Raw genomic sequence first — 18,293 nt, forward strand, 5'->3', positions numbered from 1 at the left:
ACGGTCTTTCGAGCGTCGGGCGGAGAGGGCGGATTAACCCAAGATTAGGGTTAACGGTCTATTGCTGGCATGGAGTTCGATCATCCAGGTCGCGAGTAAGTTGCCATGCGCCAGCCCTCTTGTCTTGCCCGGTTTGTCACATCCGCGGCCTTGACCATCGTTGTGGCGACCGCGTTGGCCGGTTGCCAGACAACGGGCATGTCGGGCATCACCGGCGCGCTCAACGCCCGCGCCGAGGCTCCGGCCGATCCGAGCCGGACTGCGGAGCTCGCCGGCGAACGTTATCGTGCCAATCCGAAGGACCCCGCCGCTGCGATGGCTTACGGGCAGGCGCTGCGCGCGATCGGTCAGCGCGCACAGGCGGTCGCGATGCTGGAACGTGCCACCCTCGCCAATCCCGGCAACAAGACGGTGCTCGCGGCCTATGGTCGTGCGCTCGCCGACAACGGCAATTTCAGCGCTGCGTTCGACGCCCTGTCGAATGCGCATAGTCCGGACAATCCGGATTGGCGCATCCTGTCGGTGCAGGGCACGACGTTGGATCAGATGGGCCGCCACGATGAAGCAAGACGCTACTACGCCAGCGCGCTGAACCTCGCTCCAGGTGAGCCGTCGGTGCTGTCGAACCTCGGCATGTCCTACGTGCTCACCAAGGATCTGTCGAAAGCCGAGGACACGCTGCGCCAGGCCTATGCCAGCGGTCGCGCCGATCCACGCGTACGGCAGAACCTGGCGCTGGTCATCGGACTGCAGGGCCGCTTTGCCGAAGCTGAGAACATCGTCCGCGCCGACCTGCCGGCCGACGAAGCGGCCGCCAATGTCGCTTATCTGAAGCAGATGCTCGACGGCAAGACCGCGCCGCGCCGCGGCGGCGTGCTCGCTTCGGGCGAGTGATCGCCCGACGACGCGTGAGATGATTGACGCGCTCAGGGCTTAGCAACGGCACTGAATCCTCATGCTGAGGAGCCCGGCGACTTCGGGCGTTTCGGGCAGAGGCTGCGCATCACTCGCCATCATGGTTCGAGACGACGCTTTGCGTCTCCTCGCGATGATGCTGTGTCTGTGGCAGGGCGACGTATCCTCGCTCACCACTCCACGAGATGCAGACTGCTGTAGCCAGATCATCTGGCATTCCCGCCGAATCCGGCGCCGCCTGGTTTCAGCTTACGGCAGTGCGGCGACCTTGATGCCGGTCGGGCCGAGGATCACCACGAACAGCACCGGCAGGAAGAACAGGATCATCGGCACCGTCAGCTTCGGCGGCAGAGCAGCGGCCTTCTTCTCCGCCTCGTTCATGCGCATGTCGCGATTTTCCTGCGCCATGACGCGCAGGCTTTGGCTGAGCGGCGTGCCGTAGCGTTCGGCCTGCTGCAGCGCGAGGCAGACCGACTTGACGCCCTCCAGCCCGGTGCGGGCGGCGAGGTTTTCGTAGGCCTGCTTGCGGTCGGGAAGATAGGACAGCTCCGCCGTGGTCAGTGTGAGTTCTTCGGCCAGCGGCACCGACTGCGTGCCGATCTCGATCGAAACCTTGCGGAACGCCGCCTCGATCGACATGCCGGATTCGATGCAGATCAGCAGCAGGTCGAGCGCGTCGGGAAAGGCGCGCCGGATCGAGAGCTGGCGCTTCGAGATCGCGTTCTTCAGAAACAGCATCGGCGCCTGCATGCCGAGGAATACGGCGGCGAGGCAGATCCCGAGTTTGACGGCGGTCGACTGATCGAGATTCGTCAGCAGGAAGATGTAGATGGCGGCGGCGATGCCGAACGCGATCGGCATCACCATGCGGAAGAACAGGAAAGTGACGTACGGCGCCTGACCGCGGTAGCCGGCCATGACCAGCTTGTCGCGCGCGGTCTCCTGCGCGACCCATTTGCCGAGGTTGAGATCTTCGACGACCTTGGCGATGAACTGCTTCGGCGCTTGGCGCAGCGACACCCGCTCGACCTTGGCCAGCCGGTCGCGTTCGCGCTGACGAATGCGCTCACGTTCGCTGCCGACCGCCTTCATGCGCTTTGCCAGCGTCTCGCCGACGAATAGCGGCATCACCAGCGTGTAGACCGTGGCGCTGGCAGCGATCGCAGCCAGCAGCATCGTCATGAAATGCCGGTCGTGGAACTTCTCAACGAGAAGATCGATCATGGGTCACCTCGTCAGAAGTCGAAATTGATCATCTTCCTCATCACCAGGATGCCCGCGGTCATCCACACCACGCAGCCCGCCAGCATCAGGCGGCCGGTCGGATGAGTCCACAGCAGCGAAATGTAGTCGGGCGTCGACAGGTAGACCAGAAACATCACGATGGGCGGCAGCGAACCGATGATCGCCGCGGAGGCCTTCGCTTCCATCGACATCGCCTGGATCTTCTCGGCCATGCGCCGTCGGTCGCGCAGAACCTTGGACAGGTTGCCGAGCGCTTCCGACAGGTTGCCGCCCGACTTCTGCTGAATCGAGATCACGATGCCGAAGAAGTTCGCCTCCGGCAGCGGCATGCGGTCGTACAGGCGGGCGCAAGCCTCGCCGAGCGGCATCCCGATCGCCTGGGTTTCGATGATAGCGTTGAACTCGCTCTTGAGCGGTTCCGGCGCGTCGGCGGCCACCACCTTGATCGACTCGAACAGCGGCAGACCGGCCTTGATGCCGCGGACGATCACGTCGACCGCATCGGGCAGGGCGGTGAGAAATTTCTTCTCGCGGCGCTTCTTGAGAAAGCCCAGGGTCCACCGCGGCAGGCCGAAGCCGCCGGCGAAGGCGAGCGCGGCCGCGGCAAGCAGGCCTCCGTCGAACAGCATCACCAGCGCGAACATCGTCGCACCGAGGCAGGCCGAGATCGTGATGAATTTGTTCGGCGTCCAGTCGACGCCTGCCTGCGACAGCCGGGTGCTCAGAGAAACGTTCTTCTGCTTCTCGTTGCGGGCTTCGATTTCGCGCAGCGAGCCTTCGATCTGTTCGCGGCGCGAGCGCTGCGTCCTGTCGACCTGACGCACTGCCGGCGCCGAGCGGGCGATGCTCGATCGACGCTTTTCGGCCTGCTTCTCGCCGGACAGCAGCGGATAGATGAACACCCACGCCAGCCCGCCGACGGCGATCGCTGCGAAGAAGGCCAGAGCGAGCGTTTGCATCTGCATCGAGCCGTTCCCGTCAGATGTTGGTGACGACTTCGGCGGCGTCGAGCGCCGCCGCGAGCCGCGTTTCCTCGCCGTAGTAGCGCGCGCGCTCCCAGAATTTCGGACGTCCGATGCCGGTTGAGCGATGGCGGCCGACGATGTGGCCGTTGGCATCCTCGCCGAGCAGGTCGTAGACGAACAGATCCTGGGTGATGATGGTGTCGCCTTCCATCCCCACCACTTCGGTGATGTGGGTGATGCGGCGGGAGCCGTCGCGCAGGCGGGCGGCCTGGATGATGACGTCGATCGAGGCGCAGATCATCTCGCGGATGGTCCGCGACGGCAGCGAGAAGCCGCCCATCGTGATCATCGACTCGCAGCGCGACAGCGCCTCACGCGGGTTGTTGGCGTGCAGCGTGCCCATCGAGCCGTCGTGGCCGGTGTTCATCGCCTGCAGCAGGTCGAAAGCTTCGGGGCCGCGGACTTCGCCGACGATGATCCGCTCGGGGCGCATACGCAGACAGTTGCGCACCAGTTCGCGCATCGTCACCTGGCCTTCGCCTTCGATATTCGGCGGCCGGGTTTCGAGGCGCACCACGTGCGGCTGCTGCAGCTGCAGTTCGGCGGCGTCCTCGCAGGTGATGATGCGTTCGTCGTCGTCGATGTAGTTGGTCAGGCAGTTCAGCAGCGTCGTCTTGCCGGAACCGGTGCCGCCGGAGATCAGCACGTTGCAGCGGCTGCGGCCGATGATCTGCAGGATCTCGGCGCCCTCCGGCGTGATCGCGCCGAACTTGACGAGCTGATCGAGCGTCAGCTTGTCCTTCTTGAACTTGCGGATGGTGAGCGCGGGGCCGTCGATCGCCAGCGGCGGCACGATGGCGTTGACGCGGCTGCCGTCGGCGAGGCGGGCGTCGCAGATCGGCGAGGATTCGTCGACGCGCCGCCCGACCTGGCTGACGATGCGCTGGCAGATGTTGAGCAGCTGCTGATTGTCGCGGAAACGGATGCCGGTGCGCTGGATGCGGCCGGCGACTTCGATGTAGACCGTGCCGGCGCCGTTGACCATGATGTCGGAGATGTCGTCGCGCGACAGCAGCGGCTCGAGCGGGCCGTAGCCGAGCACGTCGTTGCAGATGTCGTCGAGCAGTTCCTCCTGCTCGGCGATCGACATCACGATGTTCTTGATCGCGATGATCTCGTTGACGATGTCGCGAATTTCTTCGCGGGCCGACTCGCCGTCGAGCTTGGCGAGCTGCGCCAGATCGATGGCTTCGATCAGCGCGCCGAAAATCGTCGCCTTGACCTGATAATAGGTGTCGGAGCGCCGGGCTTCGACCGGGGGCGCGCTGCGCGAGGGGGCGAGCGGCGGAGACGACACCGGGGCCGGCGCTTCCACGCGCGCGACCGGCTCGGGAGCCAGGCTCACCGGCTTCGATCGCGCCTCCTGATCTGCACTGCTACGCTTACCGAACACGAAACACTCCAGTGGGCCTACTTGGCCCGCAGCTTCTCCAGAATCGGCGACAGGAAGCCGCCCTTCGGTTTCTTCGCTTCGCCGCGTCCCGTCAGCCGCTGCGCGATCTGCAGGAACATGTCGGTGACCTTGTGGCTCGCGGCGATCTCGGCGATCATCTGCCCGTTATTGGCGGCCGCGCCGAACATCTGCGGGTCGAACGGGATGGTGACGATCGGCTGGCTTTCGATCGCCTTGGCGAATTCGGCGGCATTGATTTCGGGCCGCTTCGGCACGCCGACCTGGTTGAGGCAGTACAGCGGCGGCCGATCGTTCGGGCGCGCGGTCCGCAGCAGGTCGTAGAGGTTCTTGGTGTTGCGCAGATTGGCGAGATCGGGCGCCGCGACGATCAGAATGTCGTCGGCGTTGATCAGCGCGCGCTTGGTCCAGCCCGTCCATTGATGCGGCACGTCGAGCACGATGCACGGCATCGTCGCGCGCAGCGTGTCGAAGATCGAATCGAACGCTTCGCTGCCGAAATCGTAGACCCGATCCAACGTCGCCGGCGCGGCCAGCAGGCTGAGATGATCGGTGCACTTCGACAGCAGGCGGTCGACGAAGGCGGTGTCGACCCGGTCGGGGGCGAACACGGCCTCGGCAATGCCCTGCGGCGGATCCTGATTGTAGTCGAGGCCCGCGGTGCCGAAAGCCAGATCGAGATCGGCCACCACGGAATCCAGCGCCAGATCCCGCGCGATCGCCCAGGCGACGTTGTGGGCAATGGTCGAGGCGCCGACGCCGCCCTTGGCGCCGACCACCGCGATGATGCGCCCGACGGCCTTGGCCTCCGGCGCGGAAAACAGATTGCAGATCGAGCGCACCACGTCGATCGGCGCCACCGGCGCGATCGCGTAGTCGCTGACACCCCGGCGCACCAGCTCGCGATACAGCGTGACGTCGTTGACCTTGCCGATCACGATGACGCGCGTGCCCGGGTCGCAGACCGTGGCGAGCTGGTCGAGCCCGGCCAGCACGTCGCTGCGCGGATCGGTCTCGAGAATGATGACGTTCGGCGTCGGCGCCGAGCGATAGGCCTCGATCGCCGCCGCCATCCCGCCCATCTGGATCTTCAGATGGGCTTTGACGAGGCGGCGGTCTTCGCCGGCGGCCTGCACCGCCGCGGCGGTCTCCACCGACTCGCAGAAGGCCTGCACCGACACGCGGGGGGCCGGCGCGATGTGCTCGTCCGACGCTGCGGTGGGCGCGGGCGCTTCGGCGCCGGCTTCGTCCTGATTCTGGCGTGCGTAGCTGATCATGGTCCGACGTTACTCAGTTGCGCCTTGTCGGTGGTTTGCGGCTTGGTGGTCCGGTAGGTTTCGAAAGTGGTGGCGCGGCGTGCGGTGTAGGGCGGCGTCTCGGCCCGCGGCTGCACCAGATCCGACGGATTCTCCACCATGGCGGCCAGGTTGCGCTGATTGGCGCAGCCGAAATTCCAATACTGCCGGTTATCCAGATAGCCCTTGTTCTTGATCGATGGACCGATGTCCTCGGGCCACAGACCGCAGGGGCCGGCCACTGCCGTGACCTTCGGATACAGCAGGCGGATCGCCGCGAAGGTGCGTGGATCGGCGGGATGAAAGGGTTTCACGATGACGCCGCGCGCCGGAACGCCGCCCGCGGTCAGCACCGACTGGATCTCGCGGACCGTCTCGCCCGCGGCCCGGGCGTTCGGCGTGCCGGACGGGACTTCGGCGATGATCGAGCCCGTACCCTCGCGCAGCCAGTCGCGGCCGAAGGCCATCACGTCGGCGCGCTGCGGCGCGGTTAGTCCGCCGCGGCCGTTGCCGACGAACACCACGATGCTGCGATCGGCTTCCTGAATCGCGATCGGATGCCGTTGGCGATAGTCGAGCGGAATGCTGGCGGTGACGTCCTCGGTGCTCCCGGTGTGGGTGCAGGCGCCGAGCGATAGCGATACACCGACTAAAGCGGCCCCGAAACCGAGGCCGCGGCGTGCACGGGCGGGTGTCATGGAAATCATCGTGCTGTCCTCGTCCCGCTCAATCGGTGATGAAGCCGAAGCGGCCCCGGTAGTTCTGGCCTTGTGCGGCGTTGCGACCGGGCACGCCGTAGATCCGATTGATATTGCCGAGCAGATCGGATTGCGGATCCGAGGCATCGGCGAAGCCGTCGTCCGGCCGCGACAGGTCCTTCTGCGCCACCGCGCGCACCACATAGGGCGTCACCAGCACCATCAGCTCGGTCTGACGGTTGATGTAGTCGCGGCTGCGGAACAGCGTGCCGAGCACCGGAACCTGCGTCATGCCCGGGAGCCCGTTGATCGCCTGCTTGGTCTGATCCTGGATCAAGCCGGCCATCGCCAGCGAGCCGCCCGAGGGAATTTCGACAGTGCTGTCGACACGGCGCGTCTTGATGGACGGCACCGAGAAGGAGTTGATGTTGACGGCGTTGTCGCTGGAGACTTCGGAGACTTCGGTCGACACCTTCAGGCTGATCCGGCCCTCGCTCAGCACCACCGGGGTGAAGTTGAGCAGAACACCGAATTTCTTGAACTGCACAGAAGGCGTGCAGACGCCGTTGGTGCAGGTGACGCCACTCGGCACCGGAAACTCGCCACCGGCGAGGAAGCTCGCCGGCTCGCCGGAAATTGCCGTCAGGTTCGGCTCGGCCAGCGTGCGCACCACGCCGGCGCTTTCCATAGCCTTGAGCGTCGCCTGAACCGACGGGCCGTTGCCGAACGAGGTCGTCAGCGCATTGCCGGACACCAGTGCCTGCCCGGACTGAGTGAACGGATTGCTGTTGGTGAACTTCACCACCGAGGTGCCGTAACTCATATTGGCGGTGAGATCGACGCCGAGCTGCTTGATGATATTGCGCTGCACTTCGGCGACGGTGATCTTCAGCATCACCTGGTCGCGGCCGCGGATCGCGATATTGTTGACGACCTTGGTGGCGTCGCCGGTGAGGCGCGCGGCCAGATCGGCCGCCTGCTGGGCCTCGATTGCGGTCGCGGCGGAGCCCAACAGCATGACGCCGTCGCCGAGGCCTTCGACGTGAATGTCGGCATTGGGGATCGACTGGCGCAGCGCGGTGCGGATGCCGTTGAGATCGCGGGTCACGGCGATATCGTAGGCGCCGATCTGCTGTCCGCTGGCATCGAAGAACACGATGTTGGTCTGGCCGACCGCGGCCCCGATGATGTAGGCGCGCTGCGCCGAGCGAACCACCGCGTTGGCGATCTTCGGATCGGCGACCAATACGTCCTTGATGTCGCGCGGCAGATCGATCACGACCGATTTGCCGATGCCGAGTGCGAGCGGGCGCGCGTTCAGGCCAGCACCGGCCGTCTGCGCCGGCGTTTCACGATAATCGCCGGCTTGAACCGGTGACCAGGCCGACAGCAGCGAAAGCGCGACGACGGCGGAAACCGCCGCCGCCGTGCTTTTAACGGTCCGGATGAATCGGTAGTGGGCCCCGCGGTTCATATCCGTCTCTCTGCTCACTTCGGCATCGTCGTCTGGGTGGCGACGCCGTAACGAACGACGTTGATGCTGTCCCGCTTGCCGCCGCCGGTGTCGTCGGTGCCGGCCGGCGCGTTGGCGTCGGCGAGGCTGCGCAGCGCCAAGGACAGCGTGCCGCTCTGGCGCGCACGGGCGAGGAATTCCGCCTGGTCGGGCTTCAGCTCGAGCGTCGCGGTCTTGCCGACCACCACCCGCTGACCGTTCTTCTCTTCGATGGTCTGATCGATCGCCAGAACCCGGACGTTGCTGAGGATGATCTCGGAATTCACGGTTTCGCCGCCGCCGCCGGTGCGGTCGGGATTGCGATCGCGCTTCGACAGGATGACGTCGACGCGGTCGTTCGGCAGGATGAAGCCGCCGGCGCCGGTCTCGGGGGAGATTTCGGTCGAGATCGCCCGCATCCCGGTCGGCAGGATGGCGGCCATGAATCCGGAGCCAGTCGCCTTCACCAGCTTCTGCTCGCGGATCGGTTCGCCGGCGATGAACGGCGACCGCGCGATCGAACCGACGATCTGCCGGTTCGCCTCGGGCTGGTCATTGCGGCGGATGAATTGTGAGCTGGCGGTCGCGGCCGGCCAGCTCTGCCACTGAACGTCGTCAGGGCCGACCGGCTGGCCGAGCGGAATGTCGGACTTTGCGACCAGGACGTCGACGGTCGGAAGTTGCGCGACCGGCGCGGGCGGCCCGGCGGTTTCCTGCCCGCCACCGCTGCTGGCGAGATAGGCGGCGACGGCACCGGCGCCGATCGCAATGGCCAGAACGACGATGCGCGCGGAATTCATACGCTTTCACTTCCCGAATGACTCGGCGACGGACCCCGCCGCAGTAGCTGGAGTTGACCAGCTATTCGTCAAAGCATGGTTAATGACGCGTATCTAAATCGAGTTAACGAGATGTTCCCGCGGCCCCGTCAGTGCAGCGCGAACCGCGACAGATCCACGGCCTTGATCCATTCGGTCTGCGGATAGATCATCAGTGCGCCCAGCGCGATCGCGATGCCGTAGGGAATACCTGTTTCCTGGGCGTGCAATCGCGTCAACCAGGCCTGACCGTGCAGCGGATAGGGCAGCGGCCACTGCCGGAAGCCGAGCAGCAGAAGCGTCAGCGCGCCTCCGAACAGCGAGACGTAAAGCAGGTAGTCGAGCAGGTGGGCGAAGCCGAACCACAGCGCTGCCGCCGCAGCCACCTTGGCGTCGCCGCCGCCGATCCAGCCCATCGCGAAACATGTGAATGCCGCCGCGAGCACCGTGAAGCCGGCGGCCAGATGCCAGCCGAACTGCTCGATGTTCATGCCGCTGATCGGCGCCAATACCAGAAAGCCGGCGATCAGCAACATCGAGACACGATTGGGGATCGTCATCGTGAACAGGTCGCTGGACGCCGCGAAGGCCATCAGGGCCGGAAACAGCGACAGGCGTAGCAGGTCAGCGATCATCGTCGAGTCTCGCCGAAGGGAAGGCCGCGACCGCCGCGGACCGGAGCGGCGAAGCTAGCCTGTAGAGGTGAACGATCGGGAAACGAAAGCCCGGATCACCACACCAGGGCGATGCGGACCGCGAGCGCCACGATGCCGAGCAACAGCGCCGCGCAGACCGCCTGTCTGGCAGCGATTTCGCGCAGCGCCGGCCTTGTGGTGCCGGTCAGGATTGCCGGATCGGATCGACTCATACGCGTAACTCGGACTGTTGACGATCGCGGAACGGCTCGGGACAGAAAAGGCCCCGGCGGAGCCGAGGCCTTGTCGCGACTGAAGGCTCGATTACTGAGTCTTCAGGTTGCCGCTGATGTTGGTGAAGGCCAGGTTCAGCTTGCTGCCGATGCCGTTGACGACGACGATGATGGCGAGAGCGATACCGGCGGCGATCAGGCCGTACTCGATCGCAGTGGCGCCCGACTCGTCCTTAACGAAACGCGCGAGAATGTTCTTCATTGGGGAGTAGCTCCATGTGCCCGTGGCTGTCGAACTAAGTGTGGTCTTGCCGGCGTTCTCAGCACCGCGACCATGTGGGGAACCTAGGAGCTGGAAATTGCAGCGCAGTTAATTCGATTGCTGAAACACGGCCTCAACAGCGACTTCTTGAGTAGAGTGAATGCAGCATTAAACTAATCGAAAATTTGAGTGATTGTGTCAGCCCGATACCGTCGCTGCTCACCGCGGTGCAGGATCGCCCCAGCATCGGACAGATCGGTCAAATTGATGCACCGGCGTTTGCGGTTCATTCATCAATTAACGGCACATTTCCCATGTCGGGCGCCGGCCCCGCTGCGTATCTGCTTTGGCCGGCCTGTTGATGTCCCGGAGTACAGTATGTCGATCCGACCCTCGCGCGGTGTACGCGCGGCGCTTGCGATATCTTCCCTGGTGTTCGCCGTCAGCTCGGTGTCCGTCGTTTCGGCGGGGACGGAGGAAACCATCTCCGTCAATGTCGATCAGGCCAAGCTGATCAGGCTGCCGCAGAACATCTCGACGCTGGTGGTCGGCAATCCGTTGATCGCCGACGTCACGATGCAGCCGGGCGGCATGGTCGTCGTTACCGGCAAGGGCTACGGCGCCACCAATGTGATTGCCATGGACCGCAAGGGAGCGATCGTGGCCGATCGGCTGATTCAGGTCGAGGGCCCGATGGACAAGGTGGTGACGGTCTATCGCGGCGTCGAGCGCGAGTCCTATAGCTGTATGCCGATCTGCCAGCGCCGCATCACGCTGGGCGATTCCGAACCCTATTTTAAAGCCACCATCGATCAGGCCGGAACGCTGAACAACCAGGCCACCGGTGTTTCGGTCTCGAAGAGCAATTGAGGCACGAGGGTGCCTAGACTGGCGACCGAGACGGAGCCGCCCGGCGCCGGCATCGTCGTTAACGGAGTCTCAACAGCGCGGTCGATGTTGTCTCGATCCGGCGAAACACTTCCACAATCTGTTTTGACTAGGTTTCGCACCGGGAAAACCTGTCAGACACCGAGAGATCGCCGATGAGTTCGTTGTTGATGGCGCGCGCCGCGATGCTGCTGCGACGATTTCGCGGCAGCCGCCGCGGCTCGGCGGCGATCGAGTTCGCGATGGTGGCGCCGATCTTTTTCGGATTGCTGTTCGCGATCATCGAGACTGCCTTCATGTTCTTCGCCGGACAGGTGCTCGAGACCGCGGTGCAGGATTCAGCCCGGTTGATCCTGACCGGCCAGGCGCAGAACGCGTCCTATTCTTCGGCCCAGTTCAAGACGGCGTTGTGCGGCAAGCTCAGCAGCTTGTTCGATTGCAACGGCGTCTATGTCGATGTGCGCAGCTACGGCAGCGATTTCTCGACCGTCAGCATCGTGCCGCCGATCGACGCCAACAAGAAATTCGTCAACACCATGCAATACAACCCCGGCACCGCGGGCCAGATCGTCGTGGTGCGGGCGTTCTATCAGTGGCCGCTGTTCGTCACCGGCCTCGGCTACAACATCGCCAACCTGACCGACAGTAAGCGGCTGCTGACGGCTACTGCCGCGTTCCGCAACGAGCCTTACAATTAGGAACGAGTGATGAGACTGCTGTCGAAGGTCTGGCGGGAGGCGCAGCGATCCGGGCGACGGCTGCTACGGGACCGCAGCGGCCTTGCGGCAACCGAGTTCGCCTTCATCGTGCCGTTGATGCTGGTGACGTTCTTCGCGACCGTCGAACTATCAGCCGGCATCGCGGTCGATCGCAAGGTGACGCTGGTGGCGCGGACGCTGTCGGATCTGGTGTCGCAGGCAGTCAGCGTCACCGACAGCGACTTGAAGAACGTGTTCTCGGCGAGCTACGGCGTGCTGTCGCCGTATCCGACCGACACGGTGACGGCCACGATCTCCGAGATCTATGTGAACGACGCCGGTGTCGCCAAAGTGCAGTGGAGCCAGACGGCCAAGGTCGCGCAGAACGGCACGACGATCGCCGCGACGCTGACCACCCCGGCGAGGAAGGCTGGCGATACGATCACGATCCCCAACGGTCTCAAGGTCGCGAAGGCCTACATGATCCTGAGTGAGGTCGGCTATCTGTACAAGCCGGTGGTCGGCTACGTGGTCGCGCCGGCGGGAATCACGCTCAGTGACTTGTCCTACACGCGGCCGCGGCAGTCGATCTGTGTGCTGTACGGCACCTCGACCTGCCCGACGCAGTGAGCGTTCGGCAGCGCCGGTGCGAGGTGCCCGGCAGTCACGCTTGCGCGCGGCGATCGAGCCCACGCGCTCATCCGCAAATTAAAAAGGCCGCGCTGTGGCGCGGCCCTCGGTAGCTTAGTCCCGGACGATCTGCTTAGCCGGCAGAACGCAGGTTGTCGGCCGACGACTTGCCAGAGCGACGATCGGCAACGATTTCGTAGCTGATCTTCTGGCCTTCACGCAGCGTGCCGAGGCCCGCGCGCTCGACAGCGCTGATGTGAACGAAAACGTCGTTACCGCCATCATCCGGCTGGATGAAGCCGTAGCCCTTGGTCGCGTTGAACCACTTCACGGTTCCCATGCTCACGGGGGTAGTCCCTTCTAAATATAGATACGGTCGGAGCCCATCTGGTGACCAGGCGGGCTGGTGGCATCGAATTTTTGGAAGGGTCGTCAGCGTCTGAACCGGCTGTACCGGTAGTAGCTAATGTCGTCCGGCCGAAAATCGATTAACAGATATTATGCGAAGCCTGCGCTCAAAACAATCCTGACATGCGGGATTTTTTGGAGGCGCGGGTTTCGCATCCATTCGGAAACCGCGCTCTGCGAAACGGCAAAGCGCATGTGGTCGTATCGGTCCAGCGGCTTACCTGCGCCGGAACTGACCCCGCGGCGGAGCGCCGCGCGGCGCGCCCGATCCGCCCGGACGCTCGTCCTTGTGGCGGAAGATCAGGCGGCCCTTCTCCAGATCATAGGGTGACATTTCGATCGTCACCCGGTCGCCAGCCAGCGTCTTGATCCGGTTCTTCTTCATTTTGCCTGCGGTATAGGCAACGATCTCGTGTCCGGCGTCCAGCTGGACACGATACCGCGCGTCGGGAAGGATTTCGGTCACCAGTCCTTCGAACTGGATCAGCTCTTCTTTAGCCATCGTGATCTCCAGATCGGTCTTGATCAGCGTTGCGGTCGTTGAGTCGTCGTCTTAGCAGGCCGATTCTTGCGCTGCAAAAATGCGACGCCCTGAAGTCCCTCGCCATGACCGGCGCTATGGCCGCCGCTGTGCTGCGGGCGAGCCGCCGGTTCGTGACGGCCGGCATCCGGATGCCGGGTGTCGGTATGGCGCGCGTCCGGATGGCGACCGGCGTTCGGGTTGCCGCCGCGACGCGGACGGCGCGGGTCGTTGGCGCCGGCTTCGGCGCGGGCCTGGTGCGGCGCGCCACCGTTCCGTTGGCCGCGATGCGGCTGGCCGCTATTGCGCTGGCCACCGCGCTGCTGCGCGGGCGGCGGCGGCTTGGCGCCGGGGGTGCGGTGGTCTTCCTTGGGCAGCGACACCTTGATCAGCTTTTCGATGTCACGCAGATAGGCGGCCTCGTCGCTACCGGCGCACAGCGAGATCGCGGTGCCATCGGCACCGGCGCGCGCGGTGCGGCCGATGCGGTGGACGTAGGTCTCCGGGATGTTCGGCAGGTCGAAATTGACGACGTGCGAGACGCCGTCGACGTCGATGCCGCGCGCGGCGATGTCGGTCGCCACCAGCGTGCGCAGCTCACCGGTGCGGAACGCCGCGAGCACGCGCTCGCGATAGTTCTGCGACTTGTTGCCGTGGATGGCGTCGGCCGAAATGCCGGCGCGCTGCAGGCCCTTCACCACCTTGTCGGCACCGTGCTTGGTGCGGGTGAAGACCAGCGCCTGATTGACGCCGTCGGCCTGAAGGATCTGCGCGAGCATCGCCGGCTTGGCCGAGTGATCGAGCTGGATCACGCGCTGGTTGATGCGCTCCACCGTGGACGATACCGGGGTGACGGCGACGCGGGCCGGATCACGCAGCATTTGCTCGGCGAGGTCCGCAATGTCCTTCGGCATCGTGGCCGAGAAGAACAGCGTCTGGCGCTTGATCGGAAGTTTCGCGACGATCTTCCGGATGTCGTTGATGAAACCCATGTCGAGCATGCGGTCGGCTTCGTCGAGCACCAGGAATTCGACGTGCGACAGCTTCAGCGCGTTGCCCTGGACGAGGTCGAGCAGGCGGCCCGGCGTCGCGACCAGCACTTCGACGCCCTGCATCAGCGCGCGGACCTGGCGGCCCATCGGCACGCCGCCGATCGCCAGCGTGGCGCTGAGGCGGATGTGGCGGCCATAGGCGTTGAAGCTGTCGAGGATCTGGCCCGACAGTTCGCGGGTCGGGCTCAGCACCAGCACGCGGCAGCTCTTGGGCTGCGGCTTGATGCGGTTCTCGAGGATCCGGTGCAGGATCGGCAGCGCGAAAGAGGCAGTCTTGCCGGTACCCGTCTGGGCGATACCGACGACATCGCGGCCGGTAATGGCCAATGGGATGGTCTGCGCCTGGATTGGCGTCGGGGTGTGGTAATTTTCTTCCTGAAGCGCACGGGAGATGGGATCGGCGAGGCCGAAATCCTGAAACGAGGTCAAAAGATGGGTTCTTTCCATTGTGGAAGCAGGCGCCCGACGCTCTCGTCGGGAGCAGGCACAAACCGGGACGCTCGCGTGTTTGGAGCGTGGGCTCTAATCGGCTGAAAGACGAGCCAGAAACCGCTGTCCGAACTCAGGGGCAGGGGGATCAGAACACGCGGCTCGCGGCGACCTGACGAGTCTCAAGGTCTTGCAACTCATATGGAACATCAAAGCGGCGCTTTCAAGGTCGAATTGCGCGTCGGATCGAGCAGATGACGGGCACAAGCTGCCTGAGCTTCGCGTCTGCTTACTTTTTGTGCTGATTGTTTAAGCTGCATGCATTTCGACGGCGCGAATTTTGTGCAGGTGCGTAAAGTGCAGGATTCAGACAGTGCCTTTTTATGAGGCGTTATCAATCAGTTAAGCTCGCACGCAGGCATGGCATGCTTCTTGCGATTCCTTCGCCGCAGACGGCCGTGGGGCCGCGCATCATCTGCGTCCAGGGAGATTACAACCGCATGCGTATCGAACCCAAGTTTTCGAGGAAGACGGCATTGAGCCGGCGCGCCGTGATGGCCGCCGCCGCGGGTCTGACCCTCGGCCTGGCGGCCTTCGGGCCCGCGAAGGCCGCTGAGGACACCATCAAGGTTGGCGTTCTGCACTCTCTGTCCGGCACCATGGCGATCAGCGAAACCACGCTGAAGGATACGGTGCTGTTCCTGATCGACGAGCAGAACAAGAAGGGCGGGGTGCTCGGCAAGAAGCTCGAAGCGGTTGTGGTCGACCCGGCGTCGAACTGGCCGCTGTTCGCCGAGAAGGCGCGTGAGCTGATCACCAAGGACAAGGTTTCGGTCGTGTTCGGCTGCTGGACCTCGGTGTCGCGCAAGTCGGTGCTGCCGGTGTTCAAGGAGCTGAACTCGATCCTGTTCTATCCGGTGCAGTACGAAGGCGAGGAGAGCGAGCGCAACGTGTTCTACACCGGCGCCGCGCCGAACCAGCAGGCGATCCCGGCGGTCGACTACCTCGCCAAGGAAGAAAAGGTGGAGCGCTGGGTGCTGGCGGGCACCGACTACGTCTATCCGCGCACCACCAACAAGATCCTCGAAGCCTACTTGAAGTCGAAGGGCGTCAAGTCCGAAGACATCATGATCAATTACACGCCGTTCGGGCATTCCGATTGGCAGACGATCGTCGCCGACATCAAGAAGTTCGGCTCGGCGGGCAAGAAGACCGCCGTGGTTTCGACCATCAACGGCGACGCCAACGTGCCGTTCTACAAGGAGCTCGGCAACCAGGGCATCAAGGCCACCGACATCCCGGTGGTGGCGTTCTCGGTCGGTGAAGAAGAACTCGCCGGCATCGACACCAAGCCGCTGGTCGGCCATCTCGCCGCCTGGAACTACTTCGAGTCGATCAAGACTCCGGAGAACGAGAAGTTCATCAAGGAGTGGCAGGCCTACACGAAGAATCCGAAGCGCGTCACCAACGACCCGATGGAAGCCACCTATATCGGCTTCAACATGTGGGTGAAGGCGGTCGAGAAGGCCGGCACCACCGACACCGACAAGGTGATCGACACCCTGCCGGGCACCAAGGCGCCGAACCTGACCGGCGGCATTTCCGAGCTGCTGCCGAACCACCACATCACCAAGCCGGTGTTCATCGGCGAGATCAAGGGTGACGGCCAGTTCGACGTGGTTTGGAAGACCCCGGGCCTGGTGCCGGGCGACGCCTGGTCGAAGGAGCTCGACGGCTCCAAGGATCTGGTTGGTGATTGGGTGACGCTCAAGTGCGGCAACTACAACACCGTGACCAAGAAGTGCGGCGGCAGCTGAGCGCTGGCTGACTGACCGATCGAGAGGGCGGCGACGCCGGTTGCGCCGCCGCCCTTTTCGCCCTTCGACGCACCTTCATCCTTGCCGGGATCATTCAGTGCCCTTCATCCGTTTGTCGCGCATTTTTCTGGCCGCCTTGGCGATCGCGTTCGCCGGCCTGGCGAGCCTGCCGGCGCTGGCTGGTCCCTATGAGGACGCCATCGCGCAATTCTCCCAAGACTCCTTCTCCGACACTGAAGATGCGATCGGCAAGCTGATCGCCAGCGGCAATCCGCGCGCCGCCGTGATCATCACTGCGCTGCAGGACGGCAAGCTCTACGCCGATCCAGACAGCAAAGCCGCCTTCATCAAGGCCGATGACGGCAAGATCACAAATGCCGCCACCGGCGAGGCGGTCGCCGCGCTGCCGGCCAAGGCCAGCGCGGTGCGCCTCAACAACAAGCTGCGCCGCGTCGTGGCCGGTGCCATGGCCGGACTGACGCTGCTGTCGCCCGATCTCGACAAGCGCATCCAGGCGGCGCAGTCGGTGTTCAAGTCGCACGACGAGACCATGCTGCCGACCGTCGAGGCGGCGCTGAAGGCCGAGAAGAATGCCGCGGCGAAGCGGGCCTTCACCGAGGCGCGCGCGTCGATCCTGCTGTTCAAGTCCGGCGCCAGCGACGTCGACAAGCTCGACGCGATCGCCACGCTCAAGGCGCGCGGCGATCAGGAGGCGATGGCGCTGCTCACCGGCGTTCCGGTCGAGCAAAGCGCCGCCGTTGCCGCCGGCATCGCCAGCGCCAAGGCGGCCATCGAGCGCAATCTCGCAATGTGGTCGGCGGTGCAGAACGCCTGGTACGGGCTGTCGCTCGGCTCGGTGCTGCTGCTCGCCGCGATCGGGCTCGCCATCACCTTCGGCGTGATGGGCGTCATCAATATGGCTCATGGCGAGATGGTGATGCTGGGCGCCTACACCACTTTCGTGGTGCAGGAAGCGATCCGCACGCGTTATCCGGCGCTGTTCGACTATTCGCTGCTGATCGCCGTGCCGCTGGCGTTCCTGGTCGCCGGCGCGATCGGCGTGCTGATCGAGCGCACGGTGATCCGCTTTCTGTATGGCCGTCCGCTGGAGACGCTGCTCGCCACCTGGGGACTGTCGCTGATCCTGCAGCAGGCGGTGCGGACCCTGTTCGGCCCGACCAATCGCGAGGTCGGCAATCCGAGCTGGATGAGCGGCGCGTTTGAACTCGGCCAGATCACCATCACCTATAATCGCCTCTGGATCCTGTGCTTCACGCTCGCCGTGTTCGCGATCCTGCTGGCGATGCTGCGCTACACTGCGCTTGGCCTCGAGATGCGCGCCGTGACGCAGAACCGCCGCATGGCGGCGTCGATGGGCATCGCCACCTCACGGGTCGATGCGCTCACCTTCGGCCTCGGCTCCGGCATCGCCGGCATCGCCGGCGTGGCGCTGTCGCAGATCGACAACGTCTCGCCCAACCTCGGACAGAGCTACATCATCGACAGCTTCATGGTGGTGGTGTTCGGCGGCGTCGGCAATTTGTGGGGCACGCTGGTCGGCGCATTCTCGCTCGGCATTGCGAACAAGTTCCTGGAGCCGTTTGCCGGCGCCGTGCTCGGCAAGATCGCCATCCTGGTGCTGATCATCCTGTTCATCCAGAAGCGTCCCCGCGGTCTGTTCGCGCTCAAGGGCCGGGCGGTGGAGGCATGAGGATGATAAGTTCAGTGCCATTGCCTCTCCGCGAGCCGCAGCGTGACTCCCTCTCCCGCCTGCGGGAGAGGGCTGGGGTGAGGGCTCTTGCCACGCGCTCAGTGCCCGCGG

The 18,293-nt window shown here is 64.4% G+C and carries 19 protein-coding genes; 6 read left to right on the forward strand and 13 right to left on the reverse strand.

What is annotated here, in order from left to right; translation table 11 throughout:
• Window positions 1–105: 105 nt before the first annotated feature.
• On the forward strand, window positions 106–894 hold the full coding sequence (locus IP86_RS24640; protein ID WP_054165080.1) for a tetratricopeptide repeat protein: 789 nt from the start codon (window positions 106–108) through the stop codon (window positions 892–894).
• A 270-nt stretch (window positions 895–1,164) separates the two neighbouring features.
• Here IP86_RS24640 and IP86_RS24645 read toward each other — a convergent pair whose 3' ends face one another.
• The 10 genes from IP86_RS24645 to IP86_RS24685 all read right to left on the reverse strand — a co-directional run bounded on the left by IP86_RS24645 (window position 1,165) and on the right by IP86_RS24685 (window position 10,029).
• Window positions 1,165–2,139, reverse strand: coding sequence for a type II secretion system F family protein (locus tag IP86_RS24645; RefSeq protein ID WP_054165081.1), 975 nt, complete (start codon window positions 2,137–2,139; stop codon window positions 1,165–1,167).
• Window positions 2,140–2,150: 11 nt separating this feature from the next.
• Window positions 2,151–3,125 (reverse strand): type II secretion system F family protein, encoded by a 975-nt coding sequence (locus IP86_RS24650; protein ID WP_054165082.1) that lies wholly within the window; start codon window positions 3,123–3,125, stop codon window positions 2,151–2,153.
• A gap of 13 nt (window positions 3,126–3,138) precedes the next feature.
• A complete protein-coding gene (locus IP86_RS24655; protein ID WP_054165083.1) occupies window positions 3,139–4,578 on the reverse strand; it encodes a TadA family conjugal transfer-associated ATPase in 1,440 nt (479 codons plus the stop codon).
• Between the two features lie 17 nt (window positions 4,579–4,595).
• The gene (locus tag IP86_RS24660) at window positions 4,596–5,873 is read right to left on the reverse strand and encodes a CpaE/TadZ family protein (RefSeq protein ID WP_054165084.1); all 1,278 of its coding nucleotides are present in this window, start codon (window positions 5,871–5,873) and stop codon (window positions 4,596–4,598) included.
• Window positions 5,870–6,598 (reverse strand): CpaD family pilus assembly protein, encoded by a 729-nt coding sequence (locus IP86_RS24665; protein ID WP_054165085.1) that lies wholly within the window; start codon window positions 6,596–6,598, stop codon window positions 5,870–5,872. Before IP86_RS24665 ends, IP86_RS24660 begins: the two co-directional genes overlap by 4 nt.
• Before the next feature lie 19 nt (window positions 6,599–6,617).
• The gene (locus IP86_RS24670; RefSeq protein WP_054165086.1) at window positions 6,618–8,063 is read right to left on the reverse strand and encodes a type II and III secretion system protein family protein; all 1,446 of its coding nucleotides are present in this window, start codon (window positions 8,061–8,063) and stop codon (window positions 6,618–6,620) included.
• Window positions 8,064–8,077: 14 nt separating this feature from the next.
• On the reverse strand, window positions 8,078–8,881 hold the full coding sequence (gene cpaB, locus IP86_RS24675; protein WP_054165087.1) for a Flp pilus assembly protein CpaB: 804 nt from the start codon (window positions 8,879–8,881) through the stop codon (window positions 8,078–8,080).
• Window positions 8,882–9,009: 128 nt separating this feature from the next.
• Complete coding sequence (locus IP86_RS24680) at window positions 9,010–9,534, reverse strand: A24 family peptidase (RefSeq protein ID WP_054165088.1); 525 nt, start codon at window positions 9,532–9,534, stop codon at window positions 9,010–9,012.
• A 95-nt stretch (window positions 9,535–9,629) separates the two neighbouring features.
• Complete coding sequence (locus tag IP86_RS28870; protein WP_156332617.1) at window positions 9,630–9,767, reverse strand: hypothetical protein; 138 nt, start codon at window positions 9,765–9,767, stop codon at window positions 9,630–9,632.
• 91 nt (window positions 9,768–9,858) lie between these two features.
• Window positions 9,859–10,029, reverse strand: coding sequence for a Flp family type IVb pilin (locus IP86_RS24685; RefSeq protein WP_054165089.1), 171 nt, complete (start codon window positions 10,027–10,029; stop codon window positions 9,859–9,861).
• Window positions 10,030–10,407: 378 nt separating this feature from the next.
• Here IP86_RS24685 and IP86_RS24690 point away from each other — a divergent pair, with 378 nt between their 5' ends.
• The 3 genes from IP86_RS24690 to IP86_RS24700 all read left to right on the forward strand — a co-directional run bounded on the left by IP86_RS24690 (window position 10,408) and on the right by IP86_RS24700 (window position 12,245).
• Window positions 10,408–10,899 carry a pilus assembly protein N-terminal domain-containing protein gene (locus IP86_RS24690; protein ID WP_054165090.1) on the forward strand — a complete coding sequence of 164 codons (492 nt, stop codon included), beginning with the start codon at window positions 10,408–10,410 and terminating at the stop codon, window positions 10,897–10,899.
• A 173-nt stretch (window positions 10,900–11,072) separates the two neighbouring features.
• A complete protein-coding gene (locus IP86_RS24695) occupies window positions 11,073–11,615 on the forward strand; it encodes a TadE/TadG family type IV pilus assembly protein (protein ID WP_054165091.1) in 543 nt (180 codons plus the stop codon).
• Between the two features lie 9 nt (window positions 11,616–11,624).
• A complete protein-coding gene (locus IP86_RS24700; protein WP_054165092.1) occupies window positions 11,625–12,245 on the forward strand; it encodes a TadE/TadG family type IV pilus assembly protein in 621 nt (206 codons plus the stop codon).
• Window positions 12,246–12,378: 133 nt separating this feature from the next.
• On the opposite strand, the gene IP86_RS24705 is transcribed toward IP86_RS24700, so the two are convergent.
• The 3 genes from IP86_RS24705 to IP86_RS24715 form a co-directional block, all read right to left on the reverse strand.
• A complete protein-coding gene (locus IP86_RS24705) occupies window positions 12,379–12,591 on the reverse strand; it encodes a cold-shock protein (protein ID WP_025588297.1) in 213 nt (70 codons plus the stop codon).
• A 279-nt stretch (window positions 12,592–12,870) separates the two neighbouring features.
• Window positions 12,871–13,155 carry a translation initiation factor IF-1 gene (infA, locus tag IP86_RS24710; protein WP_054165093.1) on the reverse strand — a complete coding sequence of 95 codons (285 nt, stop codon included), beginning with the start codon at window positions 13,153–13,155 and terminating at the stop codon, window positions 12,871–12,873.
• 23 nt (window positions 13,156–13,178) lie between these two features.
• Window positions 13,179–14,672, reverse strand: a complete 1,494-nt coding sequence (locus IP86_RS24715) for a DEAD/DEAH box helicase (protein ID WP_054165094.1) — start codon at window positions 14,670–14,672, stop codon at window positions 13,179–13,181.
• A gap of 482 nt (window positions 14,673–15,154) precedes the next feature.
• On the opposite strand from IP86_RS24715, the gene urtA reads away from it, so the two are divergent.
• Window positions 15,155–16,471, forward strand: coding sequence for an urea ABC transporter substrate-binding protein (urtA, locus tag IP86_RS24720; protein ID WP_054165096.1), 1,317 nt, complete (start codon window positions 15,155–15,157; stop codon window positions 16,469–16,471).
• A 97-nt stretch (window positions 16,472–16,568) separates the two neighbouring features.
• Window positions 16,569–18,182 carry an urea ABC transporter permease subunit UrtB gene (gene urtB, locus IP86_RS24725; RefSeq protein ID WP_054165095.1) on the forward strand — a complete coding sequence of 538 codons (1,614 nt, stop codon included), beginning with the start codon at window positions 16,569–16,571 and terminating at the stop codon, window positions 18,180–18,182.
• Window positions 18,183–18,293: the final 111 nt, after the last annotated feature.

This window comes from Rhodopseudomonas sp. AAP120 (genome assembly GCF_001295845.1).
Taxonomy (GTDB): domain Bacteria; phylum Pseudomonadota; class Alphaproteobacteria; order Rhizobiales; family Xanthobacteraceae; genus Rhodopseudomonas.

Coding starts and splice junctions, on each gene's coding strand:
- IP86_RS24695 (WP_054165091.1), top strand. CDS start 11,073: ATGAGTTCGTTGTTGATGGCGCGCGCCGCGATGCTGCTGCGACGATTT.
- IP86_RS24715 (WP_054165094.1), bottom strand. CDS start 14,672: ATGGAAAGAACCCATCTTTTGACCTCGTTTCAGGATTTCGGCCTCGCC.
- IP86_RS24670 (WP_054165086.1), bottom strand. CDS start 8,063: ATGAACCGCGGGGCCCACTACCGATTCATCCGGACCGTTAAAAGCACG.
- IP86_RS24680 (WP_054165088.1), bottom strand. CDS start 9,534: ATGATCGCTGACCTGCTACGCCTGTCGCTGTTTCCGGCCCTGATGGCC.
- IP86_RS24650 (WP_054165082.1), bottom strand. CDS start 3,125: ATGCAGATGCAAACGCTCGCTCTGGCCTTCTTCGCAGCGATCGCCGTC.
- IP86_RS24645 (WP_054165081.1), bottom strand. CDS start 2,139: ATGATCGATCTTCTCGTTGAGAAGTTCCACGACCGGCATTTCATGACG.
- IP86_RS28870 (WP_156332617.1), bottom strand. CDS start 9,767: ATGAGTCGATCCGATCCGGCAATCCTGACCGGCACCACAAGGCCGGCG.
- IP86_RS24690 (WP_054165090.1), top strand. CDS start 10,408: ATGTCGATCCGACCCTCGCGCGGTGTACGCGCGGCGCTTGCGATATCT.
- IP86_RS24685 (WP_054165089.1), bottom strand. CDS start 10,029: ATGAAGAACATTCTCGCGCGTTTCGTTAAGGACGAGTCGGGCGCCACT.
- IP86_RS24665 (WP_054165085.1), bottom strand. CDS start 6,598: ATGATTTCCATGACACCCGCCCGTGCACGCCGCGGCCTCGGTTTCGGG.
- urtA (WP_054165096.1), top strand. CDS start 15,155: ATGCGTATCGAACCCAAGTTTTCGAGGAAGACGGCATTGAGCCGGCGC.
- infA (WP_054165093.1), bottom strand. CDS start 13,155: ATGGCTAAAGAAGAGCTGATCCAGTTCGAAGGACTGGTGACCGAAATC.
- IP86_RS24660 (WP_054165084.1), bottom strand. CDS start 5,873: ATGATCAGCTACGCACGCCAGAATCAGGACGAAGCCGGCGCCGAAGCG.
- IP86_RS24640 (WP_054165080.1), top strand. CDS start 106: ATGCGCCAGCCCTCTTGTCTTGCCCGGTTTGTCACATCCGCGGCCTTG.
- cpaB (WP_054165087.1), bottom strand. CDS start 8,881: ATGAATTCCGCGCGCATCGTCGTTCTGGCCATTGCGATCGGCGCCGGT.
- IP86_RS24700 (WP_054165092.1), top strand. CDS start 11,625: ATGAGACTGCTGTCGAAGGTCTGGCGGGAGGCGCAGCGATCCGGGCGA.